Below are 16,255 nucleotides of genomic sequence, written 5' to 3'. Positions count from 1 at the left end.
CTCACCTGTTTCTGCTAATAATTTTCTGATGAAGGAGAACTTTCTTCCTCTGATTTAATTTTTTCTTGATTGGACACAGGAAGTTTTTTAGTCCCTTTTACAATAATTTGCTTTTGCGGTTTATAATAATCTTTTGAAATCTGTTTTCTTTCTATTACTTTCCCATTTTCATAAATAATCTTATATGTTGTAACTTTATATCCATCTCTTCCTTTTTGTTCTATTCTTTCTTGTCCTTCTAGCAAATTATTATCATATCTAATTTCAATAGGTCTTTTAACAACTTCATTTACTTTTGATACTATTTTTACAGTCTTATTATATATTTTATGTCCATAGATCTTCACAATGATTAAGTTTTTACGAACATAGCTCTCAATATAAATAGGATTAGCATATGAATTTTCAAATTTAAAATCTAAGACCCCATAAGAAACTGTTGCATCTCTCCCTTTTGGGACATAGGTAGAAGGAATTGTATGTTTATATCTTTCAATAATATCTAAATTACTTAATAAGACAGCATTATACAAAGTACTAGATGCCTGGCAAACACCTCCACCTAATCCTTCAACCAATTCTCCCTTAAATATTACTTTTGCAGGTTTGTATCCCCTCTCCCTAGTTCTTGGCCCTACTATATCATTAAAAGAAAATGTCTCTTTCGGCATTAATACAGTACCATTTATTGCTTTTGCTGCTAATCTAATATTCTCTGTTCTACTTATATTACCAGCATTAAATTTTGTGACATACTCTCCTAGCAATTCATGAATAGTACTTAAACTTTCTGAAGTAATACGAGGTGAAACCGTTTCAACAGGAAGCTCAACTGTAATTTCATTTTGCACCCTATATTTATTCAATTCCTCCGCCAAAAGTAACTTTGTTTTATCCATATTCAATACAAGACCTATTTCTTCATCTTTAATAAAAAATTTTCCATTTTTCCTACGAATTGTTGCATCTTTCGGTGGCTTGTCAATAACATTTTGTATATTATATATAACACTATCTACCTTTTTATGGTCGTAAATAGGCTTTAAAATTATATTGTGAGGCATTTTATATAAAGAAAGTATTTCTTGCAATCTTTCAAAATAATTCCCTTCTCTTCCAATACTATAAGCTTTATTCACAGCACTTATATAATCATATGTAACCCCTATATCTACACTATTAATATGCCAGACTTTATCTCCATAAACAAAATGAATTTTCCCATCTTCCAATAGCTTGTCAAAATGGTTTCTAATTTTTTTCTGCGCCTCTGTAATAGATAATCCTCCAACATCTAAATTTTCTATAGTCACACCATCATAAATTGTATCTCTATAAAGCAAAAAAAATGCTATTGCCGTAGTAGAAAGAAGAAAACTTAATAAAACAATAATAAGTCCAATACGAGCATTTGTTTTTTTTACTTTGTCTTTTTTATCTATTCCCAAAGTGCCTCCTCCCCTCTTGTGTTTTATTAATATATATTCTTTATAAAAGCCTATATTACTAATATACATCATAATTTATAGGGAATTAAATTTCTATCACATTTTCTTTATACATGCATAATATGTAGTGGACATGGATCCACAGCTCGTTTTCCCCCTTTTATAGATAGAGGGAGTTTATCTCCCTCTTTTTTTAAAAAAAGGAATATATTTTAAATTCCTTCATATAATAATATTGAAAAACAATCATCGCGGAGTGGAGCAGTGGTAGCTCGTCGGGCTCATAACCCGAAGGTCGTAGGTTCAAATCCTGCCTCCGCAACCAAAAAAACAACTAGAGAAACTTCTCTAGTTTATTTTATTTTCCCCAATAAATCTCTATCTTATCTCCATCTTTTATCTTATCGGTATAATTAGCTCTCTCGCCATTTAATTTTAAAACAAGTATCCCTTTTACCTTCGTTCTATCAAAATCAAAATAATCGAATATATCTACAAAAATAAGTTGTCTTTCTTTCTTTTGTATCTGAATTCTTTCTTCATTTACAAAAACCTCAATAGTATGATTTTTTTGATTGGATTTACTTATCTCTTTATCTTTCTTCTCTATTGCTAATGTTTGTTTTCTCTTGCTAGTAACAATTTCGTCTTTATGAGATAATACAAAGTCTTTTCCTACCTCTGACCCATTTACATATACACAATAATCCTGATAATGCATATTAAATCTATTTAGAAGTTCCTCTACAGTATTAATCTTTACAAACGTAATACTATCACCATCTTTTATTTGGTATTCCATTGAAACTTCTTTTCCATTTACCAATAATTTATTAATTAGACTTATGTCTAAACCATTAAAATTTACAGAATTTATGTCTTTTATAAACTCATTTAAAGATAAACATGCATCTAAACCATCAACAGCTGTTTCAACTATAATCTCATCTTTATTATTAATTTGAGCATCTAAGCTACTAAGCTTTCCATTTAAGTATATCTTTGCTGGTTCTCCTATACCGCCTTTGATGATTTTCTTTTCTCCATTTACAGTAATATTTAAATTTTTTCCCCTTCTAGCAATAAGCTTCTTAGCATTAAATCCAGCTTTAATTAAAGCATCAGATACAAAAAGCTTTTTTGCATGGAACAATTGAATAGTATTTTCATTAACACATATACGTATAAAATTATCTTCTCCATCTTTTACACTAATAATGCCTATGCCAATTGGTGTAATAAATTCTGGTCCTTTAAGTTCATTACACTCAAATTCTACATTCTCAATGATCTCAGTCCCTCTAACAACTACCCTTTCTTGTCTTAATCCTAATTTAGTCGCCAAATAGTTTGTTAAAGTAGGAATTTGACTTCCTCCTCCTATACAAAATACTGCACTTGGTGATTTTCCATTATACTGAATTACTTTCTTTGCTATCTCAGAAGCAAGATTTTCAATTACATCTGCTATTTTTTCTATTATTTCTTCCGTTGTCATAGTATATGAAATTCCAACAATATCTTCAAATGTATGGCTATCTTTTTTGTTTAATTCTATTTTTAACTTTTCTGCAGTATCAAAATCAAGCAAAAACTCTTTTGCAATTGCTTCTGTTATTTCATCTCCTGCAACAGATGCCATTGCATAGGATACAATTGTTCCATCTTGAGTAATTGCAATATCTGATGTGCCAGCTCCAATATCTATCAAAGCTAAATTTAGCAATCTTAATTTTGGAGGAATTGAAACATGAATCGCAGCAATAGGCTCAAGAGTTAAATGCATCACTTCTAATCCTATTTTATTCATTACCGTATATAAACTATCTACAACAATATGAGGTAAAAAAGTAGCTAAAATATCAGCATCTATCCTATCGCCTTTATGCCCCTTAAGAGACGTTATTATACTATTATTCAAGTAATAATTTACAACCGTATAGCCTACACAATAGTACTTTGTATCCGTAGAATTCATCTCTTCATCTAACATTTCTTGTGCCTTTTGAATACCTTCCATTTCTAGGCTGTTAATCATAGTTTGATCAATTTCTTTTGTGCTATCAATTTCTCTACTTACTTGAACACGACAAGTCTTTAATGCTCTACCAGCAGCAGCTATTGCCACTTGTGTCAGTTTAAAACCTAATCGATTTTCAAGATTTTCCTTTACTTTTCTTGCAACATTTGCAACCTTATCAATATCATGGATTTGTCCATCATACATTGCACGACTTGAATATTCCATGATCTCAAAATCTATTATATAAAATTTATCTTCTTCTTTTTTCCCTATAATACCAACAACACTCTTTGTTCCAATATCTAGTGAAAAAATAATTTCATGAGGACTTACTCTGACTATCGTAGATTCTGCCATTTTTTGCACCTCTTTCAATTTTGAAACTTCAGCTTTTTATTATATTCTTCATAATTTTACATTTTCCTCTCTATTTTTCCTTAATCATCTTAATAAAATATTATACAACAATAATATACTATAAAAATAAATTTACATTAAATTACTAAATTCTATAGCAAAAACTCCGGATATTCCGGAGTCAATTTTAGGAATCATATAATTCTTTATAATATTTACAATACATATTTATAGGACATATTTCACACTTTGGCTTCCTTGCAGTACATATATTTCTTCCATGCCATATTAATAAATGATGTGCATGAATCCATTCTTCTTTAGAAATGTTTTTCTGAAGATCATACTCTGTCTGTAAAACATCATCAGAGCTTGCTAATCCAATTCTGTTGCTTACCCTAAAAACATGAGTATCAACAGCAATAGTTGGAATATTAAATGCATTTGCTAAAATTACATTAGCAGTTTTTCTACCCACTCCATGCAAAGACACCAAATCATCAAAATTACTAGGCACTTCTCCATTGAATTTTTCTATTAATATCTTCACTGTTTTTAGAATATTTTTAGCTTTATTTCTATAAAGTCCAATTTTTCTAATTTTGTTTTCTAATTCTTGTATTGTTAATTTTGAAAAATCATATACAGTTGGATATTTTTTAAACAAATCTTTGGTAACTTCATTTACTTTTTTATCAGTTGTTTGAGCAGACAATACAGTAGCAATTAAAAGTTGAAAAGGCGTATTGTAATTTAACTCACATGCTGCATTTGGATATTCTTTACTTAGCAAATCTAATATTTTTTTTACTTTCCTATTCATAATTCCTCCATCCGGCTTATTTTAAAAAGCCTACAATATTTCAATATTATACTTTATAATTTCTACCCTATTATCCCATTCTATAAACTTTATTATATTCTGAAGCATTTGATTTGCATGTTTGCTAGTTGTACTCACACAAGCAAATCCTATAACCGCACTTCTCCATCTATCATGCATATCTACCTCTGCTATCGAAGTATTAAATCTTGATTGAATCCTGCCAATTAGGCTCTTAATAATTTGTCTTTTTTCTTTTAATGAATTCGGCTCATACATAAATAGCTCCATACTACATGTTCCTACGATCATTATCATCACCTCATGTAAAATTCATATATTTATAAAGATAAACAATATCGATATTTAAAAAAGAAATATAAAAAGATAAGTGAATGACTCTGATAACTTTTGCTTAAAATTCGCATGTTGATTTTGCAACTGCTCATATCGCCAACGAAATCTCTTTATTTCATTCGAGATTTCCGTTGCTAAAAAAACTTACTGAAATTACATAAAAAAATACGTTAAAAACCTTCATTGTTTGAACGAACGTGAGTTTTGAAGGTTTAGTATTTTTTCATGGAATGAAGTTTAGTTTTTTCAAAAGTTATCTGGAATGAACGTTTTTTTATTTTTCTTTTTTAAATTGTTTATCTATATTATACAGTAAAAAATTATAATAATACGTTCATGTATTATAAAAAAGTTTTTCTTGACTCTTCTATTCTATACATATAAAATTTACTTAAAAATACATTGACCGACTGGTCAGTTTTGGAGGGATAGAATGAAAAGAAAAATCATCTTAATATTCACAGCAATTTTATTGATTACTCTATTATCAACAGGCTGTGAAAAGAAAAATAAGGTTTTTGCAAAACAAGAAAAGTTAATCCGTGTAAAAACTGAAAAAGTATCAAAAAAGAATTTAATACTTAAAACTACATTATCAGGAAAAATAAAACCTTTTGAAGAATCTAGCATAGTTCCTAAAATTCCTGGAAAGGTAACAAGCGTAAATGTTGAAATTGGTGATAGAGTTAAAAAGGGAGATATACTTTTTAAATTAGATCAGCAAGATATGTTAAATGCCGTAAAACAAGCCGAAGCAGCATATAATCTTGCTGTTGCAAATTTTAATTTAACAAAAGAAAGTTTTGAAAACAGTAAAAGAAATTTCGAAAGAAGTAAAGTCTTATACAAACAAGGTGCCATTTCTAAACAAGCATTTGAACAATCAAAACTTCAAGCATCAGATGCAAAATTAGAAGCTGCAAAAGCTTCAGTAGAACAAGCAAGAATAAATCTTGAAAATGCAAAATTGAAGCTTTCAGATTGTATCGTTAAAGCTCCAATTTCTGGTTTTATTACTTCTGTAGGTATCAATAAAGGAGAAATGGCTTCATCTAACATGCCTGCTGTAACTATTGCAAACTTAGACACAGTAATTATCGAAACATCTATATCTGAACATCTTATAAATAAGGTTCATAAAGGAGATGAGGTTGATGTATTTATAAAATCAGCCAGTCAAAAACCTTTTAAAGGAAAAATTTCAGCTTTATCTCCAGCCCCTACAAAAAATGGTCTTACTTATCCTATAAAAATAGCTTTAGATAATAAAGATGCTTTAGTAAAAGCTGGTATGTTCGCAGAAATTAGCATAGTTTCTGATAAAAAAGAAAATATAATTGCAATTCCATCTGATGCAATAGTCATAAAGGATGGAAATGAAGTAGTATTTCTAATTGATAATAATCAAGCAAAAGAACAGAAAGTATCATTAGGTCTTGATAATGGTAAGTATGTTGAAATACTAAAAGGATTAAAAGAGGGTGACATTATCGTTATAAAAGGTCAAAACTACTTAGAAGAAGGAAACAAAATAGAAATTATTAAATAGGAGTTGGTATTATGAATTTATCAAAAATATCGGTCAATAGACCTGTTAGCACCCTCATGTTTATGCTAATAGCAATTCTATTAGGTGCTGTTTGCTTGAATATGCTCCCAATTGATCTTTATCCTGAAATGGAAATTCCAGTAGCAATTGTTTCTGTAAATTATAGTGGAGCAGCACCTGAGGAAATCGAAACCCTTATTACAAAACCACTAGAAAAATCTATTGCTACTGTTAATAAATTAAAAAAACTATCTTCTTACTCTAGAGAAGGAAATGCTATTATTGTAGCAGAATTTGAATCCGATGTAGACATGGATATAGCTGCTCTTGAAATGAGAGAAAAAGTTGACTTAGTAAAAGGTGCTTTACCCGATGACGCATCTACACCTATGGTTCTTAAAATAGATCCAAATGCACAGCCAATCATACAACTAGGTATTTCTTCTGATATGGAAAAAGGAAAACTCCAACGCCTTATTGAAGATGAAATATCATCTCGATTTGAAAGGATAGATGGAGTAGCATCTGTTGATATATTCGGTGGAAATGAAAGAGAAGTACGAATAAAGATAGACCAAGAAAAATTATCTGGTTATGGATTAACATTACCTCAAATTAAAAATATATTAAGATCTGAAAACTTAAACTTGCCTGGTGGCAAAGTAAATAAAGGTTCTAAAGAATTATTAGCAAGAACAACTGGTGAATTCAAAAGCATAAATGATATTAAATCAGTCCCTATTGTCCTTAGAAATGGGGAAATCATAAAGCTTTCTGATATAGCTAGCATTGAATTATGTTACAAAGAAAGAGAAAGTTTAATAAGAGTAAATAAAAAAAATGCACTAGGGATTGGAATTAAAAAGCAATCTGTTGCAAATACAGTGAAGGTTGCAGAAAAAGTACTAAAGGAAATCTCTGCTGTTGAAAGAGATTATCCTCAAATCAACATAGTTATAGGAATGGATCAATCAGAATTCATCAATAAATCAATCAATAATGTTACAAAAAATGCAATAGTTGGTGGTTTACTTGCTGTTGTAATTTTATATTTATTCTTAAGAAATATACGTTCAACTTTTATTGTTGGTATTGCTATTCCTGTATCAATTATTTCTACCTTTGCTCTTATGTTTTTTGGAGATCTTACAATAAACTTAATCTCTTTAGGAGGATTAGCATTAGGAATAGGAATGCTTGTTGACAACTCAATAGTTGTTTTAGAAAACATTTATCGTTATAGAGAAGAAGGATACTCAAGAAAAGAAGCTGCAATCCTCGGAGCAAAAGAAGTTGGAATGGCAGTATTCGCTTCTACAATGACAACAATCGCTGTATTCTTACCAATTGTTTTTGTAAAAGGTTTTACATCTATTGTATTCAAACAACTTTCTTTTACAGTAACATTTTCATTACTTGCTTCTTTAATAATATCTCTTACAGTTGTACCAATGTTATCATCTAAAATACTTAAAGTTGGCGAAGTAAAAGCAAGAAAACATTCAGGTATTTCTTTAGGAAAAATACTAGACTCTTTTTCAAAGTTTATAGATTATATATCAAAATTTTATGGAAAAATATTAAAATTTACACTAAAACATAGAAAAATAACTGTATTGGTTGGATTAGCTATATTAATATCTTCTACTGCTTTAGTTAGTATGATCGGTGGAGAATTCTTTCCAAAAGAAGATGAAGGAATGTTTAATGTAAATGTAGAAGTTCCATTTGGTACTAGCTTAGAAGATACCGATAAAATTGTTAAACAAGTAGAAAAAATTGTTTCAGATATTCCTGAAAAAGAAAAAATTTTCACCATAGTTTCATCAAGTTTAGGATTTTCTACATCCGTATCAAACAGTTCAACAGTAATATGTACATTAAAAAAAGAAAAGTATAGAAAACGCTCTACAGAAGAAATTGTAAATGAAGTAAGAAATAAAGTGTCAACAATTGCTGGTGCAAATATCACTGTTAGTGAAACTTCCTCAATGCTTAAAGGAGGTCCTCAAAGTGCTGCCATTGAAATAGAACTAAAAGGTGATGACATTCAACTACTAAAATCAATAGGTAAAGATTTTGAAGCAATTGTAAAATCTATTCCAGGTACAGCAGAAGTAGGCTTAGATACAGAAGAAGGAGAACCAGAAGCAAGAGTAGTTTTAAACAGAGAAATAGCTTCTTTTTATGGTATCAGCACATATGATTTAGCAAACATCCTTAAAGCAGCAATTGACGGAGTAAAAGCTACTAATTTCAAATACGATGGAGATGAAATTGATATAAATATTTCTTTGGATGATAGAGCAAAAAAATCTATTGAAAATATGAAGCAAATATTAATAAAATCTCCTACAGGTATTATGGTTCCTATTGGACAGATAGCAAATATAGAATATGGAAATTCTCCTACACAGATTAAAAGAATCAATCAAATTCGAACAGTAAATATTTCATCTCAATTATCTGGAAGAGATTTAAAATCTGTAACAGATGATATAAAAAAAGAACTTGAAAAATATCCATTACCATCAGGTTATCATTATAGCTTTACAGGACAACATCAAGATATGATGGAAGCATTCTCAAGTCTTGCAAAAGCTTTGATCCTATCAATCATTATCGTATATATGATTTTGGCATCACAATTTGAATCATTGCTTCATCCTTTTACTGTAATGCTTTCTGTTCCATTTGCACTATCTGGTGGTTTTATTGGCCTTTTTATAACAAGACGTTCTTTATCCGTTCCAGCATTTATTGGAATTATCATGCTCTCTGGTATCGTTGTAAATAATGCCATTGTTTTAATAGATTATATTAATCAACTAAGAGAAAGAGGACTAAAAAGAAGAGAAGCCATTACCAAAGCAGCAGCCATAAGATTTAGACCTATTCTTATGACAACATTAACCACAGTATTAGGCTTACTTCCCCTTGCTTTAGGTATTGGAGAAGGTGCATCAACACAAGCTCCAATGGCTACAGTTGTTGTAGGTGGCTTATTATTATCAACAGTTCTTACACTAGCCTTTATACCTGTTGTATACACCATTTTTGATGATATCCTAATTAAAATAAAAACTAAATTAAAACCTAAAAGAAAAAAAGAAAAAATTCATGTAAAGCTTTAGCTCGGAGGTTCAAATGGATAATACAAAAGGAAAAAAACAATTAATTATTGAAGCTTCAATAAAAATGTTTTGTAAAAAAGGATTTCATAAAACAAAGGTTAGTGACATTGCTACTGAAGCAGGTGTAGGAAAAGGCACAATATATGAATATTTTGACAGCAAAAAACAATTGTTTATAGAAATGATGGAATATCTTGCAGATCAATATTATAATAAAGTATTAAAAGTTATGAATGAAGAAAAAAATATCACTAATAAATTCAAATATTATATTCTTCTTGAAGAAAAAATAATGACAAAGCACGGCGATCTAGCACAATTATTTATGCAAGAAGCCCATAGTATTGGTATAGATGTACATCAAATTATGGGCAAAAAACGAAAAAAATTAATTAATCTTATTGCAAATGCTATAAAAGAGGGTATTGATAAAAATATTTTTAGAAAAATAAATCCTTATACTGCTGCATTAACATTTATGGGAAGCGTCCATCATATACTCTATAGCAAGATTTTTGCAAAGGATGATTTTTCAAAAGAAATAAATATAGAAGATTTACATGATATATTATTGCATGGCATAAAGAAATAGGTGAATCCACCTATTTCTTTTTTATCAAATTAAATGCATTTCTTTTCCAACTTTCTCAAATGCTGCTACTGCTCTATCTAATTGTTCTTTTGTATGCCCTGCTGTTACCATACACCTTACCCTACCAGTTCCTTTTGGCACTGTTGGAAATACAATTCCTGAAACAAAAACCCCTTCATCAAATAACCTTCTTGAAAAATCCATTGTCTTAGATTCCTCACCAATAATTACAGGAGTAATTGGTGTTTGACTATTTCCTGTATCAAATCCTAATTTTCCTAATTTCTCCTTAAAATACTTGGCATTTTCCCATAATCTATCCGTATATTCTGTAGTTTCCATAAGCATTTTTATCGCCTCAATAATTGCACCAACAGCTGCTGGAGGAAGAGCTGTACTAAATAAAATTGGTCTTCCCCTATGGTTTAACCAATCTTGAGCAATTTTACTCCCTGCTACATATCCTCCAATAACACCGATAGCCTTTGATAAAGTACCGATACTAAAATCAATCCTACCATGCAAATTAAAATGATCTACAGTTCCACGTCCACTTTCACCTAATACCCCTGAACCATGAGCATCATCAACATAAGTCATTGCGCCATATTTTTCTGCTAAATCTACAATTGATGGTAAATCTGCAATATCCCCATCCATACTAAATACACCATCTGTAATGATGAGTATATTTTTATATTTGTCTTTATTTTCTTTTAACACTTTTTCAAGGTGATCCATATCATTATGCTTATATACTGTCTTTTTTGCCTTGCTAAGTCTTGCTCCATCAATAATACTTGCATGATTTAATTCATCAGAAATAATTAAGTCCCCATCCTCTGTAATAGCCTGTATGGCTCCTGCATTACAATTAAATCCAGATTGAAATGACATAACAGCTTCTTCTCTTTTAAATTTTGCCAATAAACTTTCCATTTCTTCATGAATATCCATATTACCTATAATTGTTCTTACAGCTCCCGCTCCGACCCCATACTTTTGTACCGCATCAATAGCCGCTTTTTTCAGTCTTGGATGATTTGCAAATCCTAAATAGTTATTGGAAGATAAATTTATTACTTTTTTACCATTTAAAATAATCTCCGCCTCATTTGGCCCCTCAAGTACCGGGAGTTTTCTATAAACTCCTTCTTTTTTTAGTTCTTCAATTTTTTCTTTTAAAAAAGGTAGTTCATGAATATTTGTCATAATAAAAACCTCCTTCTTAGATTTTTCCCTAAAAATTACTAAAATATTGTATTTTTCATTTTAATCCTTATTATTCCCTATTTTATTTTTTGTAGCAATAAACCTTATCCATTTCTTATTCATACATATGAAAATTAATCGATAATATGTAATTTTTTCTATTCAACAAAGCTATAGAAATTCCTCTTTCTAATGCATTCTAAAAAAATAGAGACTGGATATAATCCAATCCCTATTTCCTCCTAAAAAACCTATTTCCTCTAAATTTTGATGAGCTATTTTCTGAGCCTTCATATTGATTCAGTTTATTTTTTACACTGTCACAAATCTCATCAAATTCTTTATCCGTCAATATTTCTATCCCTTCTCTAATTGTAGCAATTGGATAGATATGAAACTTTCCTTTCTTCACCGCTTCTATTACTTCATCATTAAGCACCAAATCTTCTATATTTTGATGTGGAATCATTACCCCATGTTCTCCTGTAAGGCCATAATGCTTGCATAAAGCAAAGAAACCCTCAATCTTTTCACTTACACCTCCTACCGGCTGTATTTCTCCTTTTTGATTTACAGAACCTGTTACTGCAATATACTGCTTTATAGGTGTATCACTTAAACTTGATAATAAAGCATAAAGTTCTGTACTAGATGCACTATCTCCATCTATTCCACTATAGCTTTGTTCAAAACAAATTTTTGCTGTTAATGATAATGGGTGCTCTTGTGCGAATTTTTCACAAAGATATCCTTCTAAAATCATAATTCCCTTATCATGAATACTTCCACTCATATCCACTTCTCTTTCAATATTTACAATCCCTTTATTTCCAGCAAAAGTTGTAACAGTAATAACAGATGGCTTTCCAAACATATAATCTCCTAAATCAATAACTGATAATCCGTGAATTTTTCCTACTTTTTTTCCTTTCATATCAAATAATATTTTTCCATTTTTGTACATTTCCTCAATCTTTTCTTCTATTTTATTGTTTCTGTAAACCTTTTCTAAATATGCCTTTTTCACATGATCTTGTGTGATAAATTCGCTATGATCTATTTCAGCCCAAACATCTGCTTCAATTAATATTTCTATAAGTTTATCAAATCTTGTTGTGAGTTTTTTCTGTGTTCCTGAAATACGGTGACTATATTCTAAAATTCTTGCAACACCACCAGCATCTAAATGCTTAAGACCTTCCTCCTTACAATATGAACTAATAAATTGAGCTATTTTAAAAGCATTCTCTGTCTTTGCTTCCATTACAGAGTCAAAATCTACTTTAATCTTAAATAGCTTTTCAAAATTCTCCTCATAAGAATATAAAAGATGATATATATATGGATTCCCGATAAGTATTACTTTAAAGTTTGTTGGTATAGGTTCAGGCTTTAAAGAAATAATATCAACAATTCCTAGTTGTGTTCTAAGACTCTCAATACATACTTCTCCTGTCTCTAATACCCTTTTTAATGCATCCCACGATTTAATATTTAAAAGAACTTGATTGGCCTGAAGTATTAAATAACCTCCATTCGCTTTATGAATAGCACCTGGTTTAATCATTGTAAAATCTGTTTTTAATGTTCCTTGCTCATTTTCATACTCAATTTTTCCTATAAGATTTTGATACGTTGGATTATATTCAACAATTACAGGAGCACCAATATTTTCACTATTATCAATAAATAAGTTTACCTTATATTTTTTTAAAAAGCCATCTTCAAATGCTTCCTCTTGTTCCTCTCCTGATAAATCAAAATCATATATGTTTTCAATAATATCTTCTTCTACTTTTTTTAAGTATGTTATTACTTTATTATGTTCTTTATACTTATCAATCAGTGCATCTATAAATGGCTTTACAATTAATCTTGCTATTTCATTGTCTAATGCTTCTATGTCTTCTTTAGCTTTTAGCTCAATGCCTTTTATCTTTTTTAATAATTCTATAGATTTTATTTCTACATTTTCTGCCTTTCTCTCAATCTCTTTTTTCTGTTCTTGATCCAATTCTTGATATTCTAAATCACTAATTGCTTTTCCATCTATTAATGGAGCAAGTGCAAACCCCTTATTCGTATTTTTTATAGCAAAACCATTGTCTAAGCAATATTGCGTTAGTTGATCAAATAATTTATTCCTTTCTTCTTGATATTTTTTAATAATTTCTGACTTCTCTTTCTCATACTCTTCATCTGTAAATGCTTTTGGCACCTCTTCCAATAGTTCGTTTATTAATTCATTCATATCATCACAAAATATTTTTCCCATTCCAGGAGGCATATTTAACGCAATGGGACGACTAGAATTATCAAAATTGTAAACATAACACCAATCATCTGGAATATTTTCTCCCTTTGCATTCTTTTCAACAATTTTTTTTACATAACTTTTTTTCCCTGTCCCCTTTAATCCAACAACAAATATATTATATTTTGCATTTTTAACTCTTAACCCAAATTCCATTGCCTTTGCAGCTCTATCTTGCCCTATGATTCCTTCAACAGCCATTAATTCTTCTGTGGAATTAAAAGTGAAGTTATCGGGGTTATACATTTTTTTTAATTTTGTATAAGGTAGTTCTTTGTATTTGTTCATAATCATCCCCCTTATCTTCCTTATCTATAAGTCCTTAATCCATTTTATTCATACTTCTTGTCCATCTCTCCAATTATTTTTCAAAAATCATAATTTAAAACGTAATTATATATTTTTATGCAAATAATCATTAATATTATCATTTTTGATTCGTTTATGTATCATTTATCATAAAAAATACTTATTGATCTATGGCGATTTTTAATACTTTATAGAATTTTATATTATAATTAATGATACAAAAATAAATCTGAACGAAATTTGTATAATACAAGCATTCTTCGTATTTTAATAATATTCTATATATTCTTTCATATTTCCCGATTCAGAAATGTATCTGTTTTTCAAAATTTTATTATTTTTCTGAAAACAACCTCTCTGTTTATAAGCTTTTTTGCCTAAATCAGCTTTGGCACAAATATTGCAAATACTATAGTTTAATACTAAACATCTTATCTATTGCCAATTCTATAAATTTCTCAAATAAGGAGGTGAATTTCTAATAATTCTACTTTCTATTCATTTTATGCTTTTATATTTTACGGGGGTGTATGCTTAATGGCAGAAAATATTAAGATTCGAACGCAACGGGAAGTAAATGGCCTTTTTGAATTAACTGAAAGTGCACGTAATAATTTGAAAAATAACGTATACTATAATGATGATTTAGCACCAACTAAATTGTCGGAAAGAACTTGGAAAACTTATAACATTGCTGCTTTATGGGTTGGTATGTCTGTTTGTATTCCTACATATATGATGGCATCTGGATTAATGGCTGCTGGTCTTTCTTGGTGGCAGGCAATCTTGAATATATGCTTAGGGAACTTAATCGTTTTAATCCCTATGCAGCTAAATTCTCATGCAGGTACAAAATATGGAATTCCATATCCTGTTTTCGCTCGCTTGGCTTTTGGTATTAAAGGTTCTCATATTGCTTCAATTGCTCGTGCAGTTATAGCTGCAGGATGGTTCGGTATTCAATGTTGGATCGGTGGCGGCGCTTTAAATGCTGTTATCGGTGTTATGAGTCCTACGTGGGCTGCTTGGTCAGGTGGTATTTGGGTATCATTCTTTATCTTCTGGGCTTTAAATGTATGGATTGCTTACAAAGGAGAAGAAGCAATCAAGTTCATGGAATCATGGGGAGCTCCTATCCTTGGTGTTCTTTCTTTAGGACTTATGATTTGGGCTTTAAAAAATGTTCATGCACTAGGTAAAAGTGTCAGTGATGTCTTAAATATGCCTGCAACTTATAAACCAGGCCAATTTTGGAAAATATTCTTATCAGGCTTAACTGCAAATATTGCTTTCTGGTCTACCCTTGCATTAAACATTCCTGATTTTAGCCGTTATGCAAAAAGTCAAAAAGATCAGTTTAGAGGTCAGTTACTTGGCTTACCAACAACAATGGCAGCATTTGCCTTTGTCGGTGTTTTCGTTACAGGTGCAACTGGTATTATTTTTGGTGAATTTCTTTGGGATCCTGTAGCAGTTGTTGCAAATATCGGTAGTCCTATTGCCGCTTTACTTGGAGCAATTGGTATTGCTGTTGCTACATTAACCACAAATATAGCTGCAAATGTTGTTGCTCCAGCAAACGGTATTTCTAACTTAAACCCACAAAAAATTTCTTATAGAACAGGTGCACTAATAACTGGTTTTGCTGGTGTTGCCATAATGCCTTGGAAACTTCTCTCAAGTGCTGGTGCATATATCTTTGGATGGTTGGGAACTTATGGTCTATTTTTAGGCCCTCTTGCTGGTATGTATATTGCTGATTACTATATCTATCGTAAAAAGGTTATTGATCTTGATGATCTTTTCAAAGGTGAAGAAAGCCGTTATTGGTATAATAATGGTTTTAATAAAAAAGCAGTATATACATGGATACTCGCCGCAATTCTTCCATTACTTGGAAAAGTAATTCCTAGTTTAAGTTTCTTTGCTGAAAACGGTTGGATAATAGGATTCCTTTTTGCAATTGTTATTTATCCTGTTTTAATGAAAAATGATACTTCCTCTCTTGTTTCAGCTGAAGAAGAATTGCAGATTACTGAAAGAGTACAAAACCCTGAAAATGCTTAATACTTTTATAAGAGGGATCGGTATATGCTGAACCCTCTTTCATAACGAAAATAAATTGCTGTATATACAG

General features: G+C 30.3%; 10 protein-coding genes and 1 tRNA gene. 5 read left to right on the top strand and 6 right to left on the bottom strand.

Going from position 1 to position 16,255, the window contains the following annotated elements:
* Window positions 1–14: 14 nt before the first annotated feature.
* Entirely contained in the window at window positions 15–1,448 is a 1,434-nt protein-coding gene (locus FQB35_RS05145) for a VanW family protein (RefSeq protein WP_168198249.1), read from the bottom strand.
* Between the two features lie 250 nt (window positions 1,449–1,698).
* Here FQB35_RS05145 and FQB35_RS05140 point away from each other — a divergent pair.
* Window positions 1,699–1,773: transfer RNA gene (locus FQB35_RS05140), tRNA-Met, on the top strand.
* A gap of 33 nt (window positions 1,774–1,806) precedes the next feature.
* On the opposite strand, the gene FQB35_RS05135 is transcribed toward FQB35_RS05140, so the two are convergent.
* The 3 genes from FQB35_RS05135 to FQB35_RS05125 form a co-directional block, all read right to left on the bottom strand.
* The gene (locus FQB35_RS05135) at window positions 1,807–3,828 is read right to left on the bottom strand and encodes a cell division protein FtsA (RefSeq protein ID WP_148808956.1); all 2,022 of its coding nucleotides are present in this window, start codon (window positions 3,826–3,828) and stop codon (window positions 1,807–1,809) included.
* 187 nt (window positions 3,829–4,015) lie between these two features.
* Window positions 4,016–4,651, bottom strand: a complete 636-nt coding sequence (gene nth / locus FQB35_RS05130; RefSeq protein ID WP_148808955.1) for an endonuclease III — start codon at window positions 4,649–4,651, stop codon at window positions 4,016–4,018.
* A 30-nt stretch (window positions 4,652–4,681) separates the two neighbouring features.
* Window positions 4,682–4,963: a DUF503 domain-containing protein gene (locus FQB35_RS05125; protein ID WP_148808954.1), complete on the bottom strand. Its 282-nt coding sequence runs from the start codon at window positions 4,961–4,963 to the stop codon at window positions 4,682–4,684.
* Window positions 4,964–5,441: 478 nt separating this feature from the next.
* Here FQB35_RS05125 and FQB35_RS05120 point away from each other — a divergent pair, with 478 nt between their 5' ends.
* Genes FQB35_RS05120 through FQB35_RS05110 form a run of 3 tightly spaced genes read left to right on the top strand, consistent with a single transcriptional unit; the run spans window position 5,442 to window position 10,283 of the window.
* Window positions 5,442–6,557 (top strand): efflux RND transporter periplasmic adaptor subunit, encoded by a 1,116-nt coding sequence (locus FQB35_RS05120; protein ID WP_148808953.1) that lies wholly within the window; start codon window positions 5,442–5,444, stop codon window positions 6,555–6,557.
* A gap of 11 nt (window positions 6,558–6,568) precedes the next feature.
* Window positions 6,569–9,691 carry an efflux RND transporter permease subunit gene (locus FQB35_RS05115; RefSeq protein WP_148808952.1) on the top strand — a complete coding sequence of 1,041 codons (3,123 nt, stop codon included), beginning with the start codon at window positions 6,569–6,571 and terminating at the stop codon, window positions 9,689–9,691.
* A 13-nt stretch (window positions 9,692–9,704) separates the two neighbouring features.
* On the top strand, window positions 9,705–10,283 hold the full coding sequence (locus tag FQB35_RS05110) for a TetR/AcrR family transcriptional regulator (protein WP_148808951.1): 579 nt from the start codon (window positions 9,705–9,707) through the stop codon (window positions 10,281–10,283).
* A 24-nt stretch (window positions 10,284–10,307) separates the two neighbouring features.
* Here the strand turns inward: FQB35_RS05110 and FQB35_RS05105 are convergent, their stop codons facing one another.
* Both FQB35_RS05105 and FQB35_RS05100 read right to left on the bottom strand, forming a co-directional pair.
* Entirely contained in the window at window positions 10,308–11,495 is a 1,188-nt protein-coding gene (locus FQB35_RS05105; protein ID WP_148808950.1) for a glycine C-acetyltransferase, read from the bottom strand.
* A 232-nt stretch (window positions 11,496–11,727) separates the two neighbouring features.
* On the bottom strand, window positions 11,728–14,097 hold the full coding sequence (locus FQB35_RS05100; RefSeq protein ID WP_148808949.1) for a Lon protease family protein: 2,370 nt from the start codon (window positions 14,095–14,097) through the stop codon (window positions 11,728–11,730).
* 558 nt (window positions 14,098–14,655) lie between these two features.
* On the opposite strand from FQB35_RS05100, the gene FQB35_RS05095 reads away from it, so the two are divergent.
* Window positions 14,656–16,185, top strand: coding sequence for an NCS1 family nucleobase:cation symporter-1 (locus FQB35_RS05095; RefSeq protein ID WP_148808948.1), 1,530 nt, complete (start codon window positions 14,656–14,658; stop codon window positions 16,183–16,185).
* Window positions 16,186–16,255: the final 70 nt, after the last annotated feature.

The organism is Crassaminicella thermophila (genome assembly GCF_008152325.1).
GTDB classification, from domain to species: domain Bacteria; phylum Bacillota; class Clostridia; order Peptostreptococcales; family Thermotaleaceae; genus Crassaminicella_A; species Crassaminicella_A thermophila.
The sequence above is the reverse complement of the archived record's forward strand: the minus strand, read 5'-3'. Positions and strand labels throughout refer to the sequence as shown.

What these genes read in the sequence shown, in the direction of transcription:
- FQB35_RS05135 (WP_148808956.1), bottom strand. Translation starts at nt 3,828, where the DNA reads ATGGCAGAATCTACGATAGTCAGAGTAAGTCCTCATGAAATTATTTTT.
- nth (WP_148808955.1), bottom strand. Translation starts at nt 4,651, where the DNA reads ATGAATAGGAAAGTAAAAAAAATATTAGATTTGCTAAGTAAAGAATAT.
- FQB35_RS05125 (WP_148808954.1), bottom strand. Translation starts at nt 4,963, where the DNA reads ATGATCGTAGGAACATGTAGTATGGAGCTATTTATGTATGAGCCGAAT.
- FQB35_RS05120 (WP_148808953.1), top strand. Translation starts at nt 5,442, where the DNA reads ATGAAAAGAAAAATCATCTTAATATTCACAGCAATTTTATTGATTACT.
- FQB35_RS05115 (WP_148808952.1), top strand. Translation starts at nt 6,569, where the DNA reads ATGAATTTATCAAAAATATCGGTCAATAGACCTGTTAGCACCCTCATG.
- FQB35_RS05110 (WP_148808951.1), top strand. Translation starts at nt 9,705, where the DNA reads ATGGATAATACAAAAGGAAAAAAACAATTAATTATTGAAGCTTCAATA.
- FQB35_RS05105 (WP_148808950.1), bottom strand. Translation starts at nt 11,495, where the DNA reads ATGACAAATATTCATGAACTACCTTTTTTAAAAGAAAAAATTGAAGAA.
- FQB35_RS05100 (WP_148808949.1), bottom strand. Translation starts at nt 14,097, where the DNA reads ATGAACAAATACAAAGAACTACCTTATACAAAATTAAAAAAAATGTAT.
- FQB35_RS05095 (WP_148808948.1), top strand. Translation starts at nt 14,656, where the DNA reads ATGGCAGAAAATATTAAGATTCGAACGCAACGGGAAGTAAATGGCCTT.